Annotated in this window: 20 protein-coding genes, 1 pseudogene, 1 riboswitch and 1 other annotated feature; of the genes and pseudogenes, 14 read left to right on the plus strand and 7 right to left on the minus strand. The window is 47.2% G+C overall.

Translation table 11 applies throughout. The features are described from left to right. The first annotated feature begins 37 nt into the window (after window positions 1–37). Window positions 38–156, plus strand: a riboswitch (SAM riboswitch). A 153-nt stretch (window positions 157–309) separates the two neighbouring features. After that, window positions 310–1521: a methionine adenosyltransferase gene (gene metK, locus C6Y45_RS03765; protein WP_107583697.1), complete on the plus strand. Its 1212-nt coding sequence runs from the start codon at window positions 310–312 to the stop codon at window positions 1519–1521. Window positions 1522–1591: 70 nt separating this feature from the next. Here the strand turns inward: metK and C6Y45_RS03770 are convergent, their stop codons facing one another. Beyond that, a complete protein-coding gene (locus C6Y45_RS03770) occupies window positions 1592–2119 on the minus strand; it encodes a gamma carbonic anhydrase (protein ID WP_107583830.1) in 528 nt (175 codons plus the stop codon). A 360-nt stretch (window positions 2120–2479) separates the two neighbouring features. Between C6Y45_RS03770 and C6Y45_RS03775 the strand changes: the two genes are divergently transcribed. Beyond that, the gene (locus C6Y45_RS03775; RefSeq protein ID WP_107583698.1) at window positions 2480–3286 is read left to right on the plus strand and encodes an alpha/beta hydrolase; all 807 of its coding nucleotides are present in this window, start codon (window positions 2480–2482) and stop codon (window positions 3284–3286) included. Between the two features lie 174 nt (window positions 3287–3460). Here the strand turns inward: C6Y45_RS03775 and mnmM are convergent, their stop codons facing one another. From mnmM to ltaE, 3 genes are read right to left on the minus strand one after another with little or no spacing between them, the layout of a single operon-like run. Next, the gene (gene mnmM, locus C6Y45_RS03780) at window positions 3461–4015 is read right to left on the minus strand and encodes a tRNA 5-(aminomethyl)-2-thiouridylate-methyltransferase MnmM (protein ID WP_107583699.1); all 555 of its coding nucleotides are present in this window, start codon (window positions 4013–4015) and stop codon (window positions 3461–3463) included. Continuing rightward, window positions 3996–4970 (minus strand): tRNA modification radical SAM protein MnmL/YtqA, encoded by a 975-nt coding sequence (mnmL, locus tag C6Y45_RS03785; RefSeq protein WP_107583700.1) that lies wholly within the window; start codon window positions 4968–4970, stop codon window positions 3996–3998. Before mnmL ends, mnmM begins: the two co-directional genes overlap by 20 nt. Next, window positions 4971–6005: a low-specificity L-threonine aldolase gene (gene ltaE / locus C6Y45_RS03790; protein ID WP_107583701.1), complete on the minus strand. Its 1035-nt coding sequence runs from the start codon at window positions 6003–6005 to the stop codon at window positions 4971–4973. It lies immediately after the preceding gene. Between the two features lie 144 nt (window positions 6006–6149). Here ltaE and C6Y45_RS03795 point away from each other — a divergent pair. From C6Y45_RS03795 to C6Y45_RS03810, 4 genes and pseudogenes are all read left to right on the plus strand, one after another. Then, window positions 6150–7339, plus strand: a pseudogene (locus tag C6Y45_RS03795) (MDR family MFS transporter). A gap of 50 nt (window positions 7340–7389) precedes the next feature. Continuing rightward, window positions 7390–7601, plus strand: a binding site (T-box leader). 56 nt (window positions 7602–7657) lie between these two features. Then, window positions 7658–10075 carry a leucine--tRNA ligase gene (gene leuS / locus C6Y45_RS03800; RefSeq protein ID WP_107583702.1) on the plus strand — a complete coding sequence of 806 codons (2418 nt, stop codon included), beginning with the start codon at window positions 7658–7660 and terminating at the stop codon, window positions 10073–10075. A 270-nt stretch (window positions 10076–10345) separates the two neighbouring features. Then, the gene (locus tag C6Y45_RS03805; RefSeq protein WP_107583703.1) at window positions 10346–11398 is read left to right on the plus strand and encodes an ATP-grasp domain-containing protein; all 1053 of its coding nucleotides are present in this window, start codon (window positions 10346–10348) and stop codon (window positions 11396–11398) included. 99 nt (window positions 11399–11497) lie between these two features. Beyond that, window positions 11498–12589 carry a M20 family metallopeptidase gene (locus tag C6Y45_RS03810; RefSeq protein WP_107583704.1) on the plus strand — a complete coding sequence of 364 codons (1092 nt, stop codon included), beginning with the start codon at window positions 11498–11500 and terminating at the stop codon, window positions 12587–12589. Window positions 12590–12697: 108 nt separating this feature from the next. Here C6Y45_RS03810 and C6Y45_RS03815 read toward each other — a convergent pair whose 3' ends face one another. Beyond that, window positions 12698–13978: a BaiN/RdsA family NAD(P)/FAD-dependent oxidoreductase gene (locus C6Y45_RS03815; RefSeq protein ID WP_107583831.1), complete on the minus strand. Its 1281-nt coding sequence runs from the start codon at window positions 13976–13978 to the stop codon at window positions 12698–12700. Between the two features lie 285 nt (window positions 13979–14263). Between C6Y45_RS03815 and C6Y45_RS03820 the strand changes: the two genes are divergently transcribed. The 4 genes from C6Y45_RS03820 (at window position 14264) to C6Y45_RS03835 (ending at window position 17965) form a co-directional block, all read left to right on the plus strand. Next, complete coding sequence (locus tag C6Y45_RS03820; RefSeq protein WP_107583705.1) at window positions 14264–14956, plus strand: hypothetical protein; 693 nt, start codon at window positions 14264–14266, stop codon at window positions 14954–14956. A 153-nt stretch (window positions 14957–15109) separates the two neighbouring features. After that, window positions 15110–15922: a pyrroline-5-carboxylate reductase gene (gene proC / locus C6Y45_RS03825; protein ID WP_281260581.1), complete on the plus strand. Its 813-nt coding sequence runs from the start codon at window positions 15110–15112 to the stop codon at window positions 15920–15922. Beyond that, a complete protein-coding gene (locus C6Y45_RS03830; RefSeq protein WP_107583706.1) occupies window positions 15923–16324 on the plus strand; it encodes a secondary thiamine-phosphate synthase enzyme YjbQ in 402 nt (133 codons plus the stop codon). 27 nt (window positions 16325–16351) lie between these two features. Beyond that, window positions 16352–17965, plus strand: a complete 1614-nt coding sequence (locus tag C6Y45_RS03835) for a putative polysaccharide biosynthesis protein (RefSeq protein WP_107583707.1) — start codon at window positions 16352–16354, stop codon at window positions 17963–17965. 129 nt (window positions 17966–18094) lie between these two features. Here the strand turns inward: C6Y45_RS03835 and C6Y45_RS03840 are convergent, their stop codons facing one another. Continuing rightward, window positions 18095–18436, minus strand: a complete 342-nt coding sequence (locus C6Y45_RS03840; RefSeq protein WP_107583708.1) for a winged helix-turn-helix transcriptional regulator — start codon at window positions 18434–18436, stop codon at window positions 18095–18097. A gap of 542 nt (window positions 18437–18978) precedes the next feature. Here C6Y45_RS03840 and ftsW point away from each other — a divergent pair. The 3 genes from ftsW (at window position 18979) to C6Y45_RS03855 (ending at window position 22178) form a co-directional block, all read left to right on the plus strand. After that, window positions 18979–20160 carry a putative lipid II flippase FtsW gene (gene ftsW / locus C6Y45_RS03845; RefSeq protein WP_281260582.1) on the plus strand — a complete coding sequence of 394 codons (1182 nt, stop codon included), beginning with the start codon at window positions 18979–18981 and terminating at the stop codon, window positions 20158–20160. Between the two features lie 14 nt (window positions 20161–20174). Then, window positions 20175–21350 (plus strand): rod shape-determining protein RodA, encoded by a 1176-nt coding sequence (rodA, locus tag C6Y45_RS03850; RefSeq protein WP_107583709.1) that lies wholly within the window; start codon window positions 20175–20177, stop codon window positions 21348–21350. 123 nt (window positions 21351–21473) lie between these two features. Continuing rightward, complete coding sequence (locus C6Y45_RS03855; RefSeq protein WP_107583834.1) at window positions 21474–22178, plus strand: pseudouridine synthase; 705 nt, start codon at window positions 21474–21476, stop codon at window positions 22176–22178. Between the two features lie 40 nt (window positions 22179–22218). Here the strand turns inward: C6Y45_RS03855 and C6Y45_RS03860 are convergent, their stop codons facing one another. Next, on the minus strand, window positions 22219–22437 hold the full coding sequence (locus C6Y45_RS03860) for a DeoR family transcriptional regulator (protein WP_107583710.1): 219 nt from the start codon (window positions 22435–22437) through the stop codon (window positions 22219–22221). A gap of 383 nt (window positions 22438–22820) precedes the next feature. Between C6Y45_RS03860 and C6Y45_RS03870 the strand changes: the two genes are divergently transcribed. Then, window positions 22821–23987, plus strand: a complete 1167-nt coding sequence (locus tag C6Y45_RS03870) for an MFS transporter (RefSeq protein ID WP_107583712.1) — start codon at window positions 22821–22823, stop codon at window positions 23985–23987. The last annotated feature ends 2 nt before the right edge of the window (window positions 23988–23989 follow it).

Below are 23989 nucleotides of genomic sequence, written 5' to 3' on the forward strand. Positions count from 1 at the left end.
GTAGGTTAAATTACAGTAGTATTCTCACAAGCGGATACTCTTATCCCGAGCTGGCGGAGGGACAGGCCCTACGAAGCCCGGCAACCATCATCCATGTTAAACAGGGATGAACGGTGCCAACCTGCAAGACGACAGGTGCGTCTTGACCGATAAGAGGTGAAAGGACACGTTAAACCTTCTCCTCGCCGGGAGAAGGTTTTTTATTTGCAGCCACAGGTTTTAAATGCTGCAGACAAGCCGGATCACCACCATCTTAAGGAAGACGGATGGGAGAATGAGTGCCGTAATTTCTTTAGAGGAGGATGCCATATGGCAGGTAGAACGCGACTTTTTACTTCTGAATCTGTAACGGAAGGTCACCCTGATAAAATATGTGACCAAATTTCTGATTCCATACTGGATGAAATAATTAAAAAAGACCCAAATGCAAGGGTAGCCTGCGAAACGTCCGTTAACACCGGTCTGGTACTTGTCGCCGGGGAGATTTCCACGACTACGTATGTTGATATTCCGAAAGTCGTCCGGGAAACATTGAAGGACATCGGCTACGTGCGTGCAAAATACGGATTTGATTATGAAACGTGTGCAGTGCTTACGTCCATCGACGAACAGTCATCAGATATTGCCCAGGGCGTGGATCAGGCGCTGGAAGCAAGGGAAGGACAAATGTCGGATGACGAGATTGAAGCCATCGGTGCCGGAGATCAGGGGCTGATGTTCGGCTATGCCGATAACCAGACTCCGGAACTTATGCCGCTGCCAATTTCGCTGTCGCATAAACTGGCGCGCCGGCTGATGCAGGTTCGTAAAGAAGGAATACTTGATTATCTTCGTCCGGACGGCAAGGTGCAGGTAACCGTAGAATACGACGACGATCAGAAACCGGTGCGTGTGGATACGATTGTCATTTCAGCACAGCACCACCCGGAAATTGAACAGGAGCAGATTCAAAAGGATCTGAAGGAGCACGTTATCCGTCCGGTTGTTTCCGAAGAGCTGCTTGATGAGGAAACAAAATACCTCATTAACCCTACCGGACGTTTCGTAATAGGTGGACCGCAGGGGGATGCGGGACTTACTGGACGAAAAATCATCGTTGATACGTACGGCGGCTATGCCCGCCACGGCGGCGGTGCTTTCTCAGGAAAAGACGCCACAAAAGTGGACCGTTCGGCAGCTTATGCCGCACGGTATGTGGCTAAAAACATCGTAGCTTCAGGTCTGGCAGAACGCTGTGAAGTACAGCTGGCGTACGCTATCGGTGTCGCTCAGCCGGTATCGATTGCGATTGATACGTTTGGTACAGGAAGAGTCTCAGAAGACGTTCTCGTACAGGTAGTGCGCAATAACTTTGATCTTCGTCCGGCAGGAATCATCAAAATGCTGGATCTCCGCCGGCCGATTTACAAACAGACGGCGGCTTACGGTCACTTTGGACGCACGGATATTGATCTTCCGTGGGAAAAAACCGACAAGGCAGAAACACTTAAAGCAGAAGCTCTGCAGCTCGCAGGTGAATAACCGTTGAGTCAGAAAGAAAAGCAGCCCCGTTTCGGTCCAGGCCGAAACGGGGCTGCTTTTGTACGTCTATTCAGTGGGAATCCTCTGACTGCTGTATTGTTTTATAATACTGTCCTTTTTCAATGTAGCTGCGGCGGATCCGCTCCATTTCTTTGAAATCTTCTTCGGTCAGGTCACGTACGACCCGTGCCGGCCGGCCGAGCGCAAGCACTTTTGGCGGAATGACAGTGCCCGGAGTGACAAGACTTCCGGCACCGATAAACGATTCCTCCCCAATTTCGGCTCCGTCCAGAACTGTCGACCCCATCCCGATTAAAGCTCCTTTATTGATCGTACAGCTGTGCAGCATGCATTGATGACCGACAGTTACACCTTCTTTAATATGGAGAGGAAGGTCAGGACTTTGATGAAGGAGACTCTGGTCCTGAATATTTACCCCCTGTTCAATGATCGTGGGGGCAACATCGCCACGGATGACCGTATGATACCAGATACTTACTTCTTTATGAATCTCGACGTCTCCGGTAACTACAGCATTTTCTGCTATATAAGCAGAGCTGTCGATTTTTGGTTCTTTTCCTTCGTAAGGATATTGGATCATTTTATCAGCCTCCCTGTAGTGTGTTATTAATTTTACAGAAAGGAGAAGGAGATTGCGACTATGGAAAAGGAATTTACCTGTACCAATTTTCTGAGTGCGTTTTTTTAACAAACAGCTGAATTCCGCTTATGACTGGAGAAAAATTTCGCTTATGTCCGGCCTGACGTGGAGAAAGTCCGTTCAGGCGGAAGAAATAAGCTGAAGCGGGTCCGCCCGGAATACCTCTCCATGGAAACGAAAACGGCCATTCATCTTTTATTTTCAAGGCAGCAAGGCATACAAACGGACGCATAGGGTATTTTACTGTAGAAAGGCAAACTTAAATACATTTGAAAGACGAAAGGTTGGGATGAATATATGTGGAAGTGGGAATCAGAAGGAACAGCTGAGGCCTCCGTTGTTATTATTCACGGAGCAGGAGAGTATCATGCCCGCTACAAGTGGCTGATTAAGCAGTTTCAGCAGATGAAATTTCAAGTTTTTATAGGCGATCTTCCCGGCCAGGGCACAACTTCGGGACCAAGAGGTCATGTGGATTCTTTTCAAGTATACATCCAAAAGGTACGGAAGTGGCTCGAAGAAGCAAAAAAAGAAGGTCTCCCCGTCATTCTTGTGGCACATAGTATGGGCGGTCTTATTGGTGCTTCAGTTATGCAGAAGCTTCAGGAACAGGAAATGCCTGATATGATTATTTTTTCCTCTCCCTGCTTCGGTCTTGTTGATAAACAGCCATGGACGAAACGGTCGGCGGTGAAAATGCTGAATCGCTTTGCTCCAAAGACAATGTTTCCGAACGGACTGGAACCTGGGTCAGGAACCCGGAGCCAGGAAATGAGGAAAAGAGATGAGCAGGATGATCTTCTCGTGAAACACGTCAGTGCCCGGTGGTACAGCGAACTGATAAAAGCCATTCGTGATGCTCATGAAAAAGCACCTGAGTTTCCGGATATTCCTTGCTGCGTCATGCAGGGCGGGGAGGACCGCATCGTTGATAAAGCAGCTGTAAGAAGATGGTTTGATGCTCTGCAGATTAACGACAAAGTTTTTAAAGAATGGCCGGGATTGTACCATGAAGTATTTAATGAACCGGAGCGGGAGGATGTTTTCACTCATATAGCCGGCTTTATTACGATAAGGCTTCTGCTTTCCGGGCAGTCTGCCTGAATCCCGCATAAGAAATAAATTAAACCGGTCAATTTTCACACGCTTTTATTCTGCCCTGCCGGCAAAATGAAAAAATGCCCTTTCGTCCGGCAGGTGGAGAAATAAAAAACGCACCTGCCCGGATCTTTGACAGAGGTAAAAAAAGACCGGTGGTGTACCGGCCTGGTCGTTCTGTTACTTCTTTTCAATAATCAGGAGAAACGGAGGAGAATTTTTCTGGTTAATAAACTGGTACTGGAGGACCTGGAATTTTTTCTGGGAAAGTGCTTCTGAGAAAGCAAGCAGGCGGTCTTTTTCCACTTTTCCTTCAGTATGGCCGTGATAGACGGCGAGTACTATTCTGCCGCCTTTTTTCAGTCTTTTCAACAATCCTTCCAAAGCCATGATAGTTGTATCCGGAGTCGTCGTCACTGTTTTGTCGCTCCCGGGAAGGTAGCCGAGGTTAAAAACGGCAGCATCGATCACCTCTTCCTGAATATAGTGAAGAGCGTGTTCGTGGCCGGAGACGATAATTTCCGCTTCCGCTCCAGCGTTTTTCAGACGGAAGGCGGTGTTATCGACTGCCTGCTGCTGAATATCGAAGCTGTATACTTTTCCTTCCGGCCCGGTACAGCCGGTTAAAAAAAGCGTGTCGTACCCGTTGCCGGCCGTAGCATCCACCGCAGTTCCGCCCTCTGGTATTACTTCTTTCAGAAACGTCCGGGCCTGTTCAAGAATTCCTGGAAGCATAGATATCCTCCTTTGCAGCGGCATGATAAAATTTCCCCTGCCAGCTTCCCCGCCGCTGAAGCTCCTCGTCAATACCATTTAAAGCATTCCATTTATGAGAGCTCCACATCGGTCCGATCAGCAGCTCAGCCGGGCCGTCTCCTGTCAGACGGTGAACAGACATGTCCGGTGGAAGAATTTCCAGCTGATCACAGACGATTTGGATATAATCCTCCAGTTTCATTAAATCCACGAGTCCTTTTTCGTACTGTTTAACCATCGCCGTCTTCTTCAGCAGATGAAGCAGATGGATTTTAATGCCCTGAACGTCGAGGCGGGAAACTTCTTCTGCAGTCTGGAGCATCATCTGGTGGTCTTCCAGCGGCAGGCCGTTAATAATATGGCTGCAGACGCGGATGCCGTGTCTGCGGAGTTTTTGAACTCCTTCCTTATAACAGGCAAAATCGTGGGCGCGGTTGATCAGTTCTCCTGTGTTATCATGCGCTGTCTGAAGCCCGAGTTCCACCCACAGGTAGGTTCTTTCATTCAGTTCTGCAAGATATTCAACGACATCGTCAGGAAGGCAGTCAGGCCGCGTGGCGATGGACAAGCCGACGACCCCTTCCTGGGCGAGAATGACCTCGAACTTTTCCCGCAGTTCTTCCACAGGGGCGTACGTATTCGTATACGCCTGAAAATAGCCGATGTATTTAGCATTTTTCCATTTTCGGTGCATCCGGTCTTTTACATCGTGGAACTGGGTCACAAGATCATCGGCGCGTCTTCCGGCAAAATCTCCGGAGCCCCGGACACTGCAGAATGTGCAGCCGCCGTGGGCCACTGTTCCGTCCCGGTTTGGACAGTCAAAGCCGCCGTCAATCGGTATTTTCATCACTTTCTCCCCGAAATGTTCTTTCAGCTCACGGTTCCAGGAATAATAACGTTTTTCCCCAAAATGGTCCGGTATGTTATTCATTTAAATTTCTTCCTTTCCCGGGAGTCCTCGGAGGATGCTGACTACTTCTTCAATATCTTCATAACTGACATCGGCGTTTGTCGTAAAACGAAGAGCCTTTGGTTTGTATTGAATAATGGCAGTCCCTTCTGCCGCAAGGAGGTCCACCCATTCGGCGGCGGAGCGGGCTGAAGTATCAGTATCAGCGACGATTATATTCGTTTCGACAGAGTGACGGATAGTCAGGTCTGTGTATTCATGAATGGCTTCAGCCAGGCGGCGGGCGTGGAGATGGTCTTCTTTCAGACGAGCCCTGCGCTCCTGAAGCGCATAAAGTCCGGGAGCGGCGATAACTCCGGCCTGCCGCATACCGCCGCCGAGCATTTTACGTTTTTTTCTGGCGGTGCGGATAAAAGAACTGCTGCCGGCAAGAACAGATCCGACAGGGGCTCCGAGCCCTTTGGAAAGACAGAACTGTACGCTGTCTGCAAACGCTGCAATTTCTGAAGCTTCCACCTGGAGAGCTTCCGCAGCGTTAAACAGACGGGCGCCGTCCATATGGACAGGGAGGCCGTAGTCATCTGCTGTTTCTTTTACCTGCTTCAGATAATCGAGTGGAAGGACGGCACCGCCTCCGCGGTTGTGTGTGTTTTCCAGCCAGATCAGTCCGGTTTCCGGATAGTGCACATCCTCCGGCCGGATGGCCGCTTTTAACGTTTCTATATTAATAACGCCGTTTTGATGGGGGAGTGTGCGTGACTGCAGACCGGCAAAAGCAGAAATAGCTGCTCCTTCATAAACGAAAACATGAGCTTCGTCATCCATGATAACTTCCTGGCCGGGACGGCAGTGTGTAAGAAGGGCAGCCTGATTCCCCTGTGTACCGCTTGTAGTAAACAGGGCTGCTTCTTTACCGAGCAGGCGGGCAGCGTAATTTTCCAGCTCGTTTACAGTAGGGTCCTCTCCGAACACATCATCACCAACATCGGCTTCTGACATCAGCCGGCGCATCATATCATCCGGTTTTGTAACGGTGTCACTACGCAGATCTATCATAAAAGAATCTTCCTTTCTCCAGAACACGTAATTTTATCTTAGTTTTATCGTACCATGAGCAGAGCTGGAGAGAAATGGTTGCTGGAAGACTTCGCATCGGGTACTATTTGTTTTGGAAACCGAAATACATAAAGGGGGACTCATATGCCCAGGGCGGTCTGGATTCTCGTTATCGGTATGACGATTAATATTACAGGGGCATCGTTTCTCTGGCCTCTGAACACTATTTATATTTCACAGGAACTCGGCCGGTCGCTGACAGCAGCAGGAGCGGTTCTCACGATAAATGCACTCGCAGGTGTCGCGGGTAACCTGCTGGGTGGAAGGCTGTTTGATTTAATAGGAGGCTTCCGTACAATTATGTCGGGTGTCATCATTGCTATGGCGAGTGCCTTCACCCTCGCCGCCTTGCATGAATCTTTTACAGCCTATGTTCTCTGCCTCATTGCTCTTGGATTTGGGGGAGGGATGATGATTCCGTGCATGTATGCGCTGGCCGGATCCGTCTGGCCGGAAGGCGGCCGGCGGCCGTTTAACGCCATGTATGTTTCGCAGAACGTCGGCGTGGCCGTCGGGGCTGCCTCCGGGGGAATGCTCGCAGGATTCCGGTTCGACTATGTATTTATCGGAAACGGTTTGATGTATACAGCTTTCTTTTTTCTCGCCCTTTTTTATTTCCGGAATTTCCAGGGACATGGGGGGCCGGCCCGCTGGAACCCGTGAAAGGTACCGAAGAGAAAAAAGAGCACCTCCGGCGTTTTAGAGCACTCGGACTTCTCTGTGCCGGCTTTTTAATCAGCTGGATTGCCTACGCTCAGTGGGCATCGACTATAGCGGCCTACACGCAGGAGCTCGGTATCCCTCTTTCCTATTACAGTCTTCTCTGGACGATTAACGGGGCAATGATCGTATTCTGCCAGCCGCTTATACGGCTGTTTATCAACCGATGGGTGAAGACGTTAAAGGCACAGATTTATACCGGGACAGCTGTATTTGCCGGTGCTTTTACCGTCCTCTCCCAATCAGAAACCTTTGCCTGGTTCGCAGCAGCAATGATTATCCTCACTATTGGTGAAATGTTTGTATGGCCCGCGGTGCCGACGATCGCGCATAAACTGGCTCCGGAAGGAAAAGCCGGTTTTTATCAGGGAATTGTGAACAGCATTGCTACAGGTGGAAGAATGATCGGGCCGTTATTCGGAGGAATGATGGCTGATGTTTTTGGGATGCAGGTATTGTTTTATACTATTGTTCTGTTGTTTATTATTCCCTTTATTATGACAAAAATTTTCGACCGCGGGGTACCGCAGATGGACTTTTCCCGGAGTGCTTGACATGCAGCTGTCCGGTGCATACAATAATTACGATACATGCCTAAAGAAAATCAATGACAAAGAAGAGGATTAGTAGCAGCATAAGTGTCTGACAGAGAGTTAACCCCGGCTGAAAGTTAACGTCACGATGCTGTGAACTTACCTCGGAGTTGCGTTTATACGCCGTAATACCGACGTTACCGGTCCTAAGTGGGCACCTTGCTGTTACTGGTGCTAATCGTGGGTGGTACCGCGGGAAGGAATCCGACCTCTCGTCCCAACGTTTGTTGGGGTGTGGGGTTTTTTTATTTACATAAACTGAACAGGGGGTAGTTTGTTTTGGCTTTTTATCATCAGAAAATTGAAACAAAGTGGCAGAAGTACTGGGAAGAAAATAAAACTTTTAAAACGAAGGAAGATCCGTCGCGGGAAAAGTTTTACGCGCTGGATATGTTTCCTTATCCGTCCGGTTCCGGGCTTCACGTCGGGCATCCGGAGGGCTACACAGCAACTGATATTCTTTCCCGAATGAAGCGGATGCAGGGATATAACGTGCTTCATCCGATGGGATGGGACGCATTCGGGCTTCCGGCAGAACAATATGCCCTCGATACCGGCAAACATCCGCGGGAATTCACGGAGACAAACATTAATAACTTTCGCCGTCAGATTAAAGCACTTGGTTTTTCCTACGACTGGGACCGGGAAATCAATACGACAGACGAAAACTATTACAAGTGGACCCAGTGGATTTTCATCCAGCTGTATAATGAAGGGCTTGCGTATGTTGATGAAGTGGCTGTTAACTGGTGCCCGGCTCTTGGAACGGTACTTGCCAATGAGGAAGTTATTGATGGCGTAAGTGAACGGGGAGGCCACCCGGTGGAACGCCGTCCGATGAAGCAGTGGATGCTCAAAATCACTGCCTACGCCGACCGGCTTCTGGAAGATCTGGAGGAACTCGACTGGCCGGAGTCCATCAAGGATATGCAGCGTAACTGGATCGGCCGTTCGGAAGGGGCGGATGTTTCGTTTGAACTAAAAGGTACGGGCGAAGAAATCACTGTCTTTACGACGCGGCCGGATACGCTTTACGGAGCTTCTTATCTTGTGCTTGCACCGGAACACACCCTGGTGGATAAAGTGACATCCGGGGAGCAGAAGGAAGCAGTGGAAACATACCGCACGCAGGTAGCGACGAAGAGCGATCTGGAGCGGACGGAGCTTTCGAAAGAAAAAACCGGGGTGTTTACCGGTGGATGGGCCGTTCACCCGGTCACCGGGGAAGAAGTGCCGGTATGGATTGCGGACTACGTGCTTGCCAGCTATGGTACAGGAGCTATTATGGCTGTTCCTGGACACGACGAGCGCGACTACGAATTTGCCCAGGCATTCGGCCTGCCGATTGTAGAAGTCGTTTCCGGGGGAGACCTCGGTCAGGATGCTTACAGCGGAGATGGACCACACGTCAACTCCGGTTTTTTAAACGGCATGAACAATGAAGAAGCAATTACTGCTATGTGTGACTGGCTGGAGAAAAACGGTAAAGGAAAGCGGCAGATCACTTACCGGCTGCGGGACTGGCTTTTCAGTCGTCAGCGCTACTGGGGGGAGCCGATCCCGGTCATTCACTGGGAAGATGGAACAATGCAGCCTCTTCCGGAAGAAGAACTGCCGCTGACTCTGCCGGAGATGGAAGAATTCAAGCCGTCCGGCACCGGTGAATCCCCGCTTGCCAATAACGAGGACTGGCTTACCGTGACCGATCCGAAAACTGGTATGAAAGGACGCCGTGAAACAAATACGATGCCCCAGTGGGCGGGCAGCTGCTGGTATTATCTGCGGTATATCGATCCTCATAACGACAAGCAGCTCGCAGATCCCCAGAAGCTGAAAGACTGGCTTCCAGTGGATATTTATATCGGCGGGGCTGAGCACGCCGTGCTGCATCTCCTGTATGCACGTTTCTGGCACAAAGTGCTTTACGACATCGGAGTTGTACCGACGAAAGAGCCTTTTCAGAAGCTGTACAACCAGGGAATGATTCTTGGGGAAAACAACGAAAAGATGAGTAAGTCGAAAGGGAATGTTGTAAATCCGGACGACATTATGAAGACCCACGGAGCAGATACGCTCCGACTGTACGAAATGTTCATGGGACCACTCGATGCGTCTATCGCCTGGAGTGAAAATGGACTGGACGGTGCGCGGCGTTTCCTTGACCGGGTGTGGCGCATGATGGTGAATGAAGACGGAGCTCTTAAAGAGGTTGTTTTTGACGGCCAGGGGACTGACCAGATGACCCTCACATATCACCAGACGGTCAAGAAAGTGACCGACGACTTTGAAGCGCTGCGTTTTAACACGGGAATTTCTCAGCTGATGGTATTCGTAAACGAAGCCTACAAGCAGGAAAAACTGTCCCGGAGCCACCTTGAAGGATTCTTGAAGCTTTTGTCCCCGGTTGCACCTCACGTAAGTGAAGAGCTGTGGAGCAAGCTTGGACACGAAGCGTCGATTGCTTATGCGACATGGCCTGTGCACGATGAATCCTGGCTTACGGAAGATGAAGTTGAAATTGTTATTCAGGTGAACGGCAAGGTCCGTTCAAAAATGAATATTTCCAAGGAAGCTTCCAAAGAAGATATGGAAGAAACTGCGCTGAACAATGAGCAGGTAAAAGAAAGTGTGGAAGGAAAAACAATTCGAAAGGTCATAGCCGTACCAGGCAGACTCGTTAATATTGTAGCTAATTAAATGAAGCAGTCCGGGATTTATTCCGGGCTGTTTTTTTTATGTACTTGAGAAAACTGTGATAGGTAATCAATGAAGCGGAGAAAAACTATTTTATTCTGCAGGGAGTTGTTATGAGTGCGGTTTTAATCAATCTGTTCCGCAAAAGAAGGAAGGACTATTTTCCTGATAGGAAATTTTCATTTATTTCATACAAGGATTAGTTACACATATTTCGGGAATAGTCGTCAGTAGTCGGATCAAAGCAACTTGTTAAATAGGAGGAATGTTACCATGAATATATTAATTACCTCGGCGGCAAGAAGAATTGATTTTGTACGCTTTTTTCAGGAAGCCTACAAAAAGCTGGATATTAGAGGAGAAGTTATTGCAGCAGATCCGGAATACAATGCTCCATCTCTGCAGCAGGCGGATATAAGTTACGTTATACCAAAGCACACGGACCCGGACTACGTGGATGAAATTCTGGCAATCTGCCGGAGCCACGACGTCCGCGGGATTGTACCGGTTAATGACCTGGAAATTTCAAAGCTGGCTGAAAATAAGGAGAAATTCAGCCGGGCGGGTATTTCTGTTTTCGCATCGTCACCTGATATTGTAGAAATAATCCGGGATAAAGGAAAGTATGAAAAGCATCTCGGTAACTTTGGGGTACAGGTGCCGCGTACATTTATAGACCTGGAGGAAGCAAAAGAAGCGGTGCAGCGGGGGGAAGCCTCGCTTCCTTTTATTATTAAACCAAGAAACGGACAGGCTTCAATTGGAATTCATTTCGCCAATTCTCTGGATGAGCTGGAAACGGCCTATACTTTTGCAGTCAACGAAATCAAAGAAGAGTCCATTGGAGAAACCGCTCATCAGAAACCGGAAGATAATGTTATTTTTCAGGAAACAGTGGAAGGCGAAAAATTCAGCCTGGATGTTTTTAATGATTTGAACGGTCAATACCTTACGACGTTCGTCAGAAAGCAGCTGGCTATGAGGGGCGGCGATGTAGACCGCTGCCTTACTGTAAACGAACCGGCGCTGCTCGAAATCGGCCGGAAAATCGGTGAAAATCTCGGCCATACAGGCTACATTAACACGGATGTTTATTATGATGGAACGGGATATTACGTGATTGATATGAATCCACGGATCGGTGGAGGATACAGCTTTTCCCATGAAGCGGGGGCGGACATCCCTTCCGTCATACTCGCCCTGCTGGCAGGAAGGGAAGTAAAAGAAGAATGGCTGACAGAAGAAAATGATCTGGAGTTTGCCCGGCACGACGTTGTCGCCCAGATCAATAAAAACAAAGCAAAAAAAGTAGAAAAAAGCCTCTGAAAATCTTTCTGAATAGACGTTTAACATGTCGATTCAGCGTGAAAATACACTAGCAGTCACACTAATAAACACATCAGTGAACACAAAAGGAGGCTAATCATGGTCAATCCGATTCCTTTACTGGAGGAATTAGTGAAGATTGACAGTTCTACTAAATCAGGTGTCAATAAAATCATGGATTTTTCTAAAGAATGGCTCGAGCAGAGAGGCCTCGAAGTAAAGAAGCTTGAAAACAATGGATACAGCATGCTCGTCTGTGAAATAGGAAGCGGAGAAGAAACCATTGTGTTTAATGCTCATCTGGATGTAGTGAACGGAGAGGAGCACCAGTTCACTCCAATTAAAAAAGACGGTAAAATGTACGGACGCGGCACGGTGGATATGAAGGCCGGAGCGGCAGCAATGATGGAAACAGTTGCCGATCTGCAGAAGGAGAACCTTCCGTGCCGCGTTATGCTTCAAATCGTTCCTGATGAAGAAACAGGCGGGACTCTGGGAACGAAATATTTAACTGAACAGGGCTATCTTGGCGATTTTATTATCTGTGGTGAACCTACGAATTTCGGTATTGCCATCCAATCAAAAGGAGTACTTCAGCTCGACATTGATTTTGAAGGAATTTCCGCCCACGGCAGCAGGCCATGGGAAGGTAAAAATGCGATTCACAAAGCGATGGATCTGTATGAGCAGATATACAAGCTTCCATTTGCAGAAACAACAGCGCCGCCGGTTTATGGAAAGCCATCGATCAACCTGGCAGCAATAAATGGCGGAGGGACTTATAATAAAGTACCGAAGGAATGCAGTATGTCACTGGATATACGTTATCTGCCGGACCAGGATGCCCGGGAAATTGTGAAGGAGATTGAAAGCATTACGGACGGGGAAATTTACGTGCACGACATTGGAGCTCCGGTGCGGACAGAAGAGCATAACCCGTATGTGCAGGATTTGTCCAGGTCGCTGGTTCAGGAAACAGATCTTGAAAAAGCAAACCTGTACGGACAGCATGGTTCCAACGATGGCAAATTTTTCACGCCATACGGAGGAGCTTCGGTGGAATTCGGTCCTGCCGGCCACGACTGGCACGGAGAAAAGGAAATGGTGTACATGGATTCAGTAAAGGAATACCAGCGGATTCTTGCAGATTTTGTCCGCACCGTGAAACCTGCCGCGGTGGGGCTCAAATAGAAAAATATAAAAACCGGACGGTGCTGTTTTTATAAAGATGGGGTACAGGACAAAAAATTGTCCTGTACCCCTTATGCTTTTTATATGAAGCGATTCGTTCAAAGCGTTTTAAAGCTGTTCTGGTTCTTTGAGCCGTCCGGCGGCAGCCTGTCCTGCTGTATAACCGGTGGAGAAAGCGACGGTTATGTTGTAGCCTCCGGTGTACCCGTGGAGATCCATGACCTCTCCGCAGAAGAAAAGTCCTTCCACGAGCCGTGATTCCATCCGTTTAGGATAAACCTCTTTAACACTTACTCCTCCGCCGGTGACGAAAGCTTTATCAATCGACAGTGTGCCATCAGCCGTAAGAGAGAAGTGTTTCATTATACGGGAAAGAGTACGGAGTTTGTCGTGGGCAAGCTCCGTTCCCGTATTATCAGGAGCTATGGAAGCAAACCGCAGACAAACTGGAAGCATTCTCTCCGGTACAAAACCGGAAAGAGCATTTTTAACGGCTTTTTTAGGGGCGGCGTCGAGCTGCTTTTTCAGTCGCTGAAACAGCTGTTCCTCGTTTTCTTCCGGAAATAGATCAATTTCCACCGGTACTTCCTGAACGTCGTATTTTTTCTTCGTTTTTAGAACGTACTGGCTGCATCTCAGTCCAATAGGACCGGAAACACCGAAATGAGTAAAAATCATGTCCCCTTGATGGGTTTTTACAGCTTTCTTTTTCTTTGGATCAATGACAGAGAGGCGGACATTTCTTAATGAAAGTCCCTGTAGCTCCTTGGATTTGATATGAGCATCGCTCATAGTTATCGGTACTTCCGTCGGATAGAGCTCCGTGATGGTGTGTCCTGCCTTTTCTGCCCAAGGGTAGCCGTCTCCCGTAGAACCGGTGTGGGGCACAGACTTTCCGCCTACCGCCATAATAATGTTCCGGCACTTTATAATTTCGCCGTCTGCCAGTTCCACAGTATGGTGGGAATCCTTACCGAAGTGAAGATCTTTTACCTCTGTTTTCTTCCATATTTCCACCTCGAGCTGCTGCATACGGTTCAGTAAAGCCCGGACGACATCGATCGCCTTATCATTTACTGGAAACATTCGGCCGTGATCCTCTTCCTTTAATTCGATACCGAGTGTTTCGAAAAAGCTGATAATATCCTCATTATTGAAAATAGAAAAAGGGCTGTACATAAAACGGCCGTTACCCGGAATATGCTTAATAATTTCTGCAGCGTCCACCCGGTTTGTAACATTGCACCGGCCTCCTCCGGAAATAGCGAGTTTACGTCCGAGCTTATTTCCTTTATCAAGAAGAAGTACGTCGGCTCCATTTTCTGCTGCTGCGACGGAAGCCATCAGTCCTGATGGCCCTCCTCCAATTACAATTACATCTCTCATTATAAACTTCCTTTCCTGCATATCGTGTCTGCAATGATTGTACGGAAATCACGCAGGAAAAACAAGAAGGATGCTGTGAGCAGATACATTGCTGCAAACACCAAATATCACTATAATCAGGGATACAGCCATATGAAATGTCGTTAGAAGTGATGAGAGGACGTGAGCTTTAAAATAGTTTTGTTTTTTTACAACAACTCTATTTTATTTATGATTTGGATGTGCTACACTGCTCTGTGGAGATCAAACCAACGAGTAGAAAAAAGAGTGTGAGAGGAGAATTTGAACATGTTTGCAGGACTGAAATCCAGACTGAACGAAAAGCGGGCGGTCTGGTCAAAGGAAACCCAGGAACGTATTGAACAATACGCAGCTTATGAAAGAAGCCGGTCCCTGGAAGAGATGAATAGAAAACAGGCACAGCAGTCAATAGTAAATCAGGAGGTTGAGAAATACCTGAGAACAGTACACCCTTCCTTTTTGTTAAAGCCCGAAACGAACCGCGCCCTTCTGAATATGCTTTATGCACGCTCGGAAGGAACCTTCAATATAAATCTTTCCATGACAAAGGATATGCGCCGTGCGTATTCCTTCTATCATAATGAGCTGAAAGTGTTCCTTTCGCTTCTTGAGCGCAAAGGATTTAAGACGCAGGGCCAGGAAGAACTTTTCCTTCAATCCTTTCTCACGAAGCTTCGTGAAAATAACTACAGAAGCCTCGCAGAAGCCTACGGAGATTTTGTGCCGGAGAATGCTTCTGTAACAGAAGCATTTGAACTGTATATCGACACGGTCGATAAGGAAAATAAATACGAAAGCGGTCATCTCGACTTCTTTGCGACGTACCTTAACCATAAGGGAATTGCAGATTTTACCTGGACGAAAGGACGCATGAAACGCCGGCTGAAGCATTACGAAAAGGCTCACAAGCAGGAGTTCAAGCTGAAAGAGCTGGAGCGGCGCCTGCAGCGTATCAGCTGATAAAAGCACTTACGATGATTAATAAAGCTGTCTTTTTTGAAGTCCTCAAAAAAGACAGCTTTTTGCTTGCCGGGGTTGGGAAGGCATAAAATAAGTTTGGTTCGTGGTTGAAAAATGGTAAAGTAATAAGCAGAAGGAAAGGAGCTGTTATATGTGAAAAAAGCAGATATTCTTTTTATTGGTGCCGGGCGGATGGCCGAAGCGGTCGTTTCAGGAGTGGTTAAAACGAGCAGGGAAACTTTCGGGACTATCACAATGGCTAATCGATCCAACAAGGAAAAACTGAAGCATCTGCAGAGTACATACGGTGTGCAGATGACGACAGACTGGCTGAAGGCTGTACAGGAAAATGATATTATTGTTTTTGCAACACCACCGCAGACGCATGAAGAGCTGCTTCGAGCATTAAGTCCCCACATCAGCGGCCAGCTTGTAGTAACGGTGGCAGCAGGTATCGATCCGGAGTTTCTTGAAGACAGACTTCCGGAAAAGACACCGGTCTGCTGGATAATGCCGAATACAGCTGCACAGATCGGTATGTCCATGTCGACGTATACGTGCGGACGGTCCGTGGAAAGCCATCACCGGCCTTACATTGAGGCACTCCTTAATGCAATCGGTCCGGCGGAGGAACTTACTTCGGAACAGGTGCACAACCTGACTGCGGTTACCGGCAGTGCCCCGGCATTTATTTATTATGTGGAAAAAGCGCTTGAAGAGGCAGCAGTGAAGTATGGTATTTCTGAGGAACAGGCAAGACGGCTTGTCGTTCAGATGATGAAAGGGTCTGTCGCGATGCTTGAAGCCGGGCACAGCCCGGATGATCTTATGGAACAGGTCGCTTCTCCAGGAGGATCCACAGCGGAAGGGCTGCGTGTACTTGATACGTACGGTGTCGACCGCATGTTTCAGCAGGCCGTACAGGCTGCAAACGAACATGCCAGAGCACAGGGGGAGGAGTCTTAATTGATAGAGAAACTGTCCGTAAAAACAAATCAACGGGACGAAATGATCGATATTACGAATCAGGTTCAGAATGTCATCAGTAGAGAAGCGGTAGAGGACGGGGTCGTTTACATTTATTGTGCCCATACTACCGCAGGTATTACGATAAATGAAAATGCAGACCCGGATGTGAAATCTGATATGCTCATGCGTTTTGATGAAGTTTATCCATGGGATCATCCGAAATACCGCCATATGGAAGGAAATACAGCTTCTCATCTTAAAGCAAGTACCGTCGGGGCGTCACAGGTTGTTCTTATTGACAGCGGCCGGATGATTCTCGGTACATGGCAGGGTATTTACTTCTGTGAGTTTGACGGGCCGCGCTCCAGAAATGTATATGTAAAAATAATTAAAGGCTAAACGGAAAAGAGCAGGAGATAGGTAAATATGTCAGATCAACAGTTACTACGGGGAACAATGATTCTTACGGCGAGCATTTTCATTTCGAAAATGCTCGGCCTGATTTATATTTTCCCTTTTACATCCATCGTCGGCCACCAGGGTCTGGCGTTGTATACATACGGCTATACGCCCTACACGGTACTTCTCAGTCTGGCGACACTCGGAGTGCCGCTTGCCGTCTCTAAATTCGTTTCGAAGTATAACGCACTTGGGGACTACCATACCGGGCAGCGCCTCTTGAAATCCGGCTTGATTATTATGTCCATTACCGGGTTCATTGCTTTTCTCGCCTTATTTTTTTCGGCAGAAATGATCGCCAACCGGGTGCTGGATCCGGATAGTCTGGAAGGGAATTCAGTCGGGGACGCAGTCTTTACGATCCGCATGGTGAGTGTAGCACTGCTCGTAGTCCCGGTAATGGCCATTATTCGTGGTTTTTTTCAAGGGAATCAATCCATGGGACCGACAGCTGTCTCCCAGGTTATTGAACAAATTATCCGTATCGCATTTATTCTTGTCGTTACATACGTCATTATGTACACGCTCGACGGGGAGCTTGGAACGGCGGTAGGATTTGCTACTTTCGGGGCCTTTGCGGGAGCTCTCGGGGGGCTGGCCGTTCTTCTCTGGTACTGGCGCAGACGCTATGCCGGAATGCAGAAAATGCTTGAGGAAAGCACAGTGGATCATAAGATCCCGCTTACAAAAATGTACAGGGAGCTCTTTCGCTACGCGATTCCGCTGTCTTTTGTAGGGCTGGCAATCCCTCTTTATCAGACGATCGACTTGTGGACGTTTAATCCGGCGATGAGAGATGCCGGATTTGTCCAGCCGATTGCAGAAACGTACTATGCATCTTTCACCCAGTCCACGCATAAGCTCATATTAATTCCGGTGTCGATTGCTACTGCTATGTCTCTGACAATTCTCCCTACTATAACAAGCGCCTATACAAACGGAGATACCGACAGGCTGCAGCGTACGATTACACAGACGTATCAGATCATTCTCTTTCTTACCATTCCGGCCGCCGCAGGGCTGATGGTGCTTTCAGAGCCTGCCTATGCTGCACTTTTTGGTCTTGGTGAAGTGTCAATCGGAGGAGAAATGCTCCGCACGTATGCTCCGGTAGCTGTTTTCTTCGCTGTCTTTGCAGTTACAGCATCACTCCTTCAGGGGATTAACCAGCAGAAATTCGCCGTTATTGCTCTCGTTGCAGGTCTTTTGTTTAAAGTCCTTTTCAACAGCCTGTTTATTCAATGGTTCGGACCGCAGGGAGGCGTATTTGCCACATTAGGAGGCTATATGCTGTCCGTTACTGTTAACGTCTGGGCAATTGGGAAGTATGCACAATTTGATTACAGTATAATTTTCAGACGGCTTCGGCAGATTGTTATGTATACAGTAATAATGGCGGCTGTCGTTTTATATATTGCTTTCGGTCTGGAACGTTTTTTCCCAATGGACAACCGCTGGAATGCAGGTATTATCCTCGGGCTTTCCATAGGAACAGGAATCATCATTTATTTAAACCTGACTGTAAGATCCGGTCTCGCCGGACGTGTGCTTGGACATCGTTTTGCAGTACTTAAAAAGTAATGAACAAAACCGTCCCGGCTGAACAGGGTTTTCAATAGCTTTCACCGGCTGGGAAATTTCTCTGGGGCATGAAAAAGAAACGGAGTGACATAAAGAAGGTTTCCACCATGTTGGCGGAAACCTTCTTTATTACTGATTTTCTACTGGTTCAGGAGTTTCGTTTTCAACCCAGTTTTCAGCCCAGGACTGGATTTCATCGAGTGCCGGTTCCAGGGCACGACCTTTGGAAGTCAGCTGATATTCGATGCGGACCGGGGTCTCCGGGTATACTTTTCTTTCGATAATACCGTTGATTTCCAGCTGTTTGAGCCGGTCTACGAGCATTTTGTCACTCATGTTAGGAATGTGGGAGGAAATATCCCGGAAACGGGATGGCCCATGAAGAAGCACACGTATAATTAAACCGTTCCAGCGTTTTCCGAGAAGCTGAAAAGCAGTTTCGAATTTAGGGCACATGGTTAAGTCTTCCATGCTGTTCACCTCATTTCTGAGTCGTTCTTAGGAATGCGCAAACTTAGGCACCGGTTTTCCCCATTATAGCATATGAAGACGCAAGTCCGTAAATTAAGCGCATATAATTCGATGTCATAAGAGTGTTTTTTTATTTGGCTGAGAAAATTTCGTCATGTAAACCTAATATCAACCACGAATAAGGAGAAAGCCCGTTCCTGAAACGGACATGTTATCGATTTAATCGTTTTATCCTGGCTGATGTATATTGTGGAATTAAGTTATATAAAATGAAAAACAGTAATCTGCGAATTATTTCTGGTAATATTCGATGCTGCGGTAAATAACACTTTCCCCCTCTAAGGCTGAGCCTTATGGAATAGGGTGGATTTAAGTCCGAACGGGTGGCAGAACTTCAGCAGAGTCTCCTGCTTTTATATGACGCATGTTTTATTAATGTGTAAAAGTGTTTTCCCTGTCTAAAGCCCTCTTTATGGAGGGGAGGCCATCTGCTATAATATAGGAATCAGCATGAGCAGTGCTCATCGGGGAGGTGGGCGAATGTGGAAGAAAAGCAGAAGCTTTACATAGATTGGTACATAATTATTGCTATCGTGGTCATGTCCTGTTTTGGACTGCTTATGGTATACAGTGCAAGTTTTGTGCAAGGTTATCAGTCGTATGAAAATGAAACGTTTTTCTTTACTCGTCATTTAATCTGGCTTCTTATGTCAGTTGTTATGTTTACAGTTTTTATGTTTTTTCCATACCGGGCTTTCCGTAAGCTTATTCCGTTAATTCTTATAGCCAGCTTTATTCTTCTGGCTCTTGTGCTCGTGCCGGGACTCGGGCATACTGTAAACGGAGCGACGCGCTGGATTTCCGCAGGAGGTCTGACGATTCAGCCGTCAGAATTCGTGAAACTCGGAATGATTATTTATGTCGCGTTTATTTATTCCCGGAAGCAGGCATATATCGATGATTTCAAAAAGGGACTTATGCCTCCGCTTGTGATTGTTATACTTGTCTTTCTTTTAATTATGAGGCAGCCGGATCTTGGAACGGGTACTTCCATAGTACTCGTCGCTGGAGTGATCGCCTTTTTCTCAGGAGCAAGAATGAAACATCTCGGAGCCCTGGCAGTGCTTGCAGGTGCAGGATTGTATTATTACGCAAGTTCCGAGGAATACCGGATGAACCGTCTCGTAGGGTTCAGAAATGCTTTTGAACTCGAGCAGACCGAAGGATTTCAACTTGTGCAGTCATATATAGCCATTGCCCACGGGGGAGTTTCCGGGGCGGGATTTGGACAGAGTGTGCAGAAACTTTTTTATCTGCCGGAAGCGCACACAGATTTTATTCTTGCTATTGTCAGTGAAGAACTCGGGATGTTCGGCATTATGCTGGCGCTTGGGGGTATGGCCTTTATCATTGGGCGCGGGGTGCTGATCGGTGTACGCTGCCGGGATGCTTTTGGCAGCCTGCTTGCTTTTGGTATTGTGATGCAGCTTGCTATTCAGGTAGTTTTTAATGCAGGAGCTGTAAGCGGACTTCTGCCGATTACCGGGATTCCTTTTCCTTTCTTAAGTTACGGGGGCTCCTCACTGCTTGTTACCCTTATTTCGTTAGGTATACTTGTCAACATTTCGAGAAATACAGAGCGCCGGCGTCAGGAAAGGTTCAAGCGTGAAGAAGAGCACGAAAACGTGCCGAAACCGCAGCGGCCGAAGATTCGCAGCGTGTAAGAAGGTGAAGAATATTGCAGGAGCGTAAAAGTCCACTACAGCAGTTGGATTATACTTTATTATTTTTGCTATTTGTACTGATGTGCATTAGTCTTGTAGCCATTTTCAGTGCTGCTTCCTCGGAGCAGTATAATGTACCGGCAGGTTTTTTCGTGCAGCGTCAGATTCTATGGTTTGCTGTAGGTACAATTCTTATGCTGGCGGCAATGGTCGTGGATTATGAAGCGCTGAAAAAACTGTCAATACCGCTCTATGTTATCAGTATGGTGCTTTTAATACTGACTCATTTATTCGGAATCGAAGTAAACGGGGCACAGAGGTGGCTCGGTATTCCCGATGTGTTTACTTTTCAGCCGTCGGAGTTTGTAAAGATTTTTATCATTATTTCACTCGCTCATCTGCTGTTCTTTATTACAAGAAAACCGAGGGAAAAATCGTTTAAGTCAGACAGCATAGTGGTAGGAAAAATTCTCGGAGTAGGTCTTCCTCCTTTTTTCCTTATACTGCTTCAGCCCGACCTTGGAACAGCACTCGTAATAGGATCAATTGTATTCATCATGGTGATTATGGCCGGAGTAAGCTTTCGGATTATTGGACTTATTACTGGGGCCGCTGTAAGTGGTGTCGTCTTCCTTGTCTGGCTGCATAATAACTTTTACGATATGTTTACACAGGTAATCCGTCCCCACCAGCTAAGCCGGATTTACGCCTGGCTGGATCCTACCGCAAACATAGGAGCTGAAGGGTATCAGCTTTTCCATGCACTCCAGGGAATCGGAGCAGGACAGCTTTTTGGAAGCGGCTTTACAGAAGGGGTAAAAACACAGAGCGGTATGATACCGGAGCTGCATACGGACTTTATTTTCACGGTTATAGGAGAAGAATTTGGCTTTATCGGAGCGACGGTTCTCGTAGTCGTCTATTTTCTTCTCCTTTACCGGATTGTGCTTATTGCATTTAACTGCAACAATACGTTTGGGACGTATATAACCGCAGGAGTTGTTGGTCTATTTGTGTTCCAGATATTTCAGAATATCGGAATGACAATCGGTGTCGTACCTATTACAGGGCTTGCACTACCCTTCATCAGTTACGGCGGCAGTGCCCTCGTGACAAATATGATTGCTATGGGACTGGTGCTGAATGTCAATATTCGAACAAAGTACTTTATGTTCGGCGAAGACGAATAAAAAATGCCGGAGCCTGTTCCAGGTTCCGGCATTTTTTAAAGTCCTGTTAGCAGGTGGATATAGAAAATTTAATGAAAAGATTTTACAACAAATCGTTCGCAGCAGGAGGCGGATTATATGAAAATGAGAGCAGATAAGCTGATGGCCCATCTCGGGTACGGTTCACGGAAAGAAGTAAAGGGGCTGTTAAAGAAAGGGATTCTTACAGCGGACGGAAAGTCCGTCAAGGACGGGAAAACCCATATCGATACAGAAAAGCAGGAAGTAGAAGTATTCGGAGAACCGGTAGAATACCGGGAATTTATTTATTTAATGATGAACAAGCCATCCGGTCTCATATCGGCAACGGAGGATGAGACCGAAGAAACGGTCATTGATCTGCTGACGCCGGAAGATGCTTTATTTGCACCATTTCCTGTCGGCCGTCTGGATAAGGATACGACAGGACTGCTTTTGCTTACTAATGATGGCAGACTTGCACACAAATTAACTTCACCGAAACATAAAGTAGATAAAGAGTACAGGGTCGAACTGGCTGAGCCGCTTACGAAAAACGCCCGTGAAAAACTGGAAGCGGGCGTGGAACTTGATGACGGGTATGAAACGAAGCCGGCCCGCGTCACACAGACAGACGCTGCGACAGTAATTTTCCTGACGATTCAGGAAGGGAAATACCATCAGGTAAAGAGGATGATGGCGGCATGTGGAAATCACGTGAAAGAATTGGAAAGAGTAAGGATGGGGACACTTTTTCTTGATGAAATACTGGAAGCAGGGGAGTACAGGGAGCTGACTGATAAGGAGCTGGCTGTACTCCGGGGAGAATAAAATAAACAAGGAGCGGGCCCGGCCCGCTCCTTGTTTATGTTTAAGAAGCTTTTGTTTTTTTACTTGTAACAGCCCAGGTTCCACGCTCCTGTGGTTCCACGAGACCATTATATTCGAGGACGTTCAAATCCCGTTGAATGGTACGTTCTGTTGTACCGAACTCTTCAACCAGATCTTTCGTAGAGACGCTCCCTTTCTGTTTAATGTAAAGATAAACAGATTTAATACGAGTTAACATACGGTCAGTTGACGGTTTCAAAAAACCACTCCTTCTTGTTTGTCACCCACGATATCTTCTCGGCACACCAGTGCAGAAAGGGCGAAACGGTAATAATGATCAAACAGAATCAAAGTTTCAGCTGAAAAATATAATGGCTCCTGCTTTTCTCTGTTCATCATAAGTTTCCACAGTGAATACGGTCGTTTTTTAGTACTCTGTATCGCGCTCGTGCAGAAGACGTCCCTCCTTTTAATATATTCTAACCTACAGGCTGTCGTTTCGTAAAGCGAAAAAGACGTAAAAATCGTAAAAATTCTGTAAATTTCACTCGATCGTTCGGCTTTTCTGCTTTTCAGCAGGAAATAGGAAGCGTATACTGGAATCATAGACAGAAATTACATATAGAAAGCCAGGGATTATTTATGCAGGAACGTGCTTTTTTTAATATGAAAGGCTATTTTTTCTTTATTTACTTCGGTCTTGGAGGTCTCTTTCCACTACTGACCGTTTATCTTCAGGATGATGTAGGTCTCACCGGGTCACAGATTGGTGTTATAACATCAATAGGACCGGTCGTGATGATATTGAGCCAGCCGCTCTGGGGAATGCTGAGTGACTATACGAAAAAACCGAAATTTCTTCTCGTGATCGCCTCCATCGGAGCAGGAGCGACCGGTCTGACGTACATAACCGCACAGGATTATGCCATTTTTGTCGGGATTGCAGCGACTCTCGCAGTATTTCAGAGTGCGCTGATTCCGTTATCAGACAGCATCGCAATGAATTATGTAAAGAAGCACGGTGGAGACTACGGAAAAATCCGCATGTGGGGGGCTGTAGGTTTTGCCATAGCTGTCTGGGTGATGGGAAACTTATCCGACTGGTTCGGACTGCAGGTTATTTTTTATGGTTTTGCCCTCGTGCTCCTTATCAGTGCTTTTTTCTCAGCCGGTATGCCGAACGAGGCTGCCTCTGTGAAGGTGGATGTGAAAGGAGGAATGAAACGTCTCGTAAAAGTCGACGGATTTCTTCTTTTTCTTTTAATTACTTTCCTTGTTTACGGGCCGATTATGGCAAACAACTTCTATTTTGGCCTTCTAATACAGTTTGCTGGAGGGTCACTTGCCGGAGTAGGTTTTGCTTTTCTTCTTGCGGCAGGAAGTGAAGTGCCGTTTATGCGGTGGGCCGGTGCCTGGATTCAGAGCCGCGGAATATTATTCATATTATTTGCAGCCGCATTCATTTCCGGTATACGCTGGATTTTTTACGCGACCAATCCGGACCCAATATGGATTTACATTACTACGATTATGCAGGGATTCAGTATCGGACTGTTTGTCCCCGCAGCGCTTCAGTATGTAACTGATATTGCCCCTGGAGAAGTGAAAGCAACTGCTGTTTCCATCTATGCAGCCGTAGGTAACGGACTTGGGGCTTTTTTCTTCAGCATTTCCGCCGGCCTGATCATTGATTGGTTTTCGATTCCGGCCGTTTACTTCTTTTATGGAATAATGACGCTTATTGGTGCATTTCTGCTGTTTATACTCGCACGTCGTCAGCCGCATGTCGTAAAGAAACCTTCTGTATAAAA

Source organism: Alkalicoccus saliphilus, assembly GCF_003044065.1.
GTDB lineage: Bacteria > Bacillota > Bacilli > Bacillales > Salisediminibacteriaceae > Alkalicoccus > Alkalicoccus saliphilus.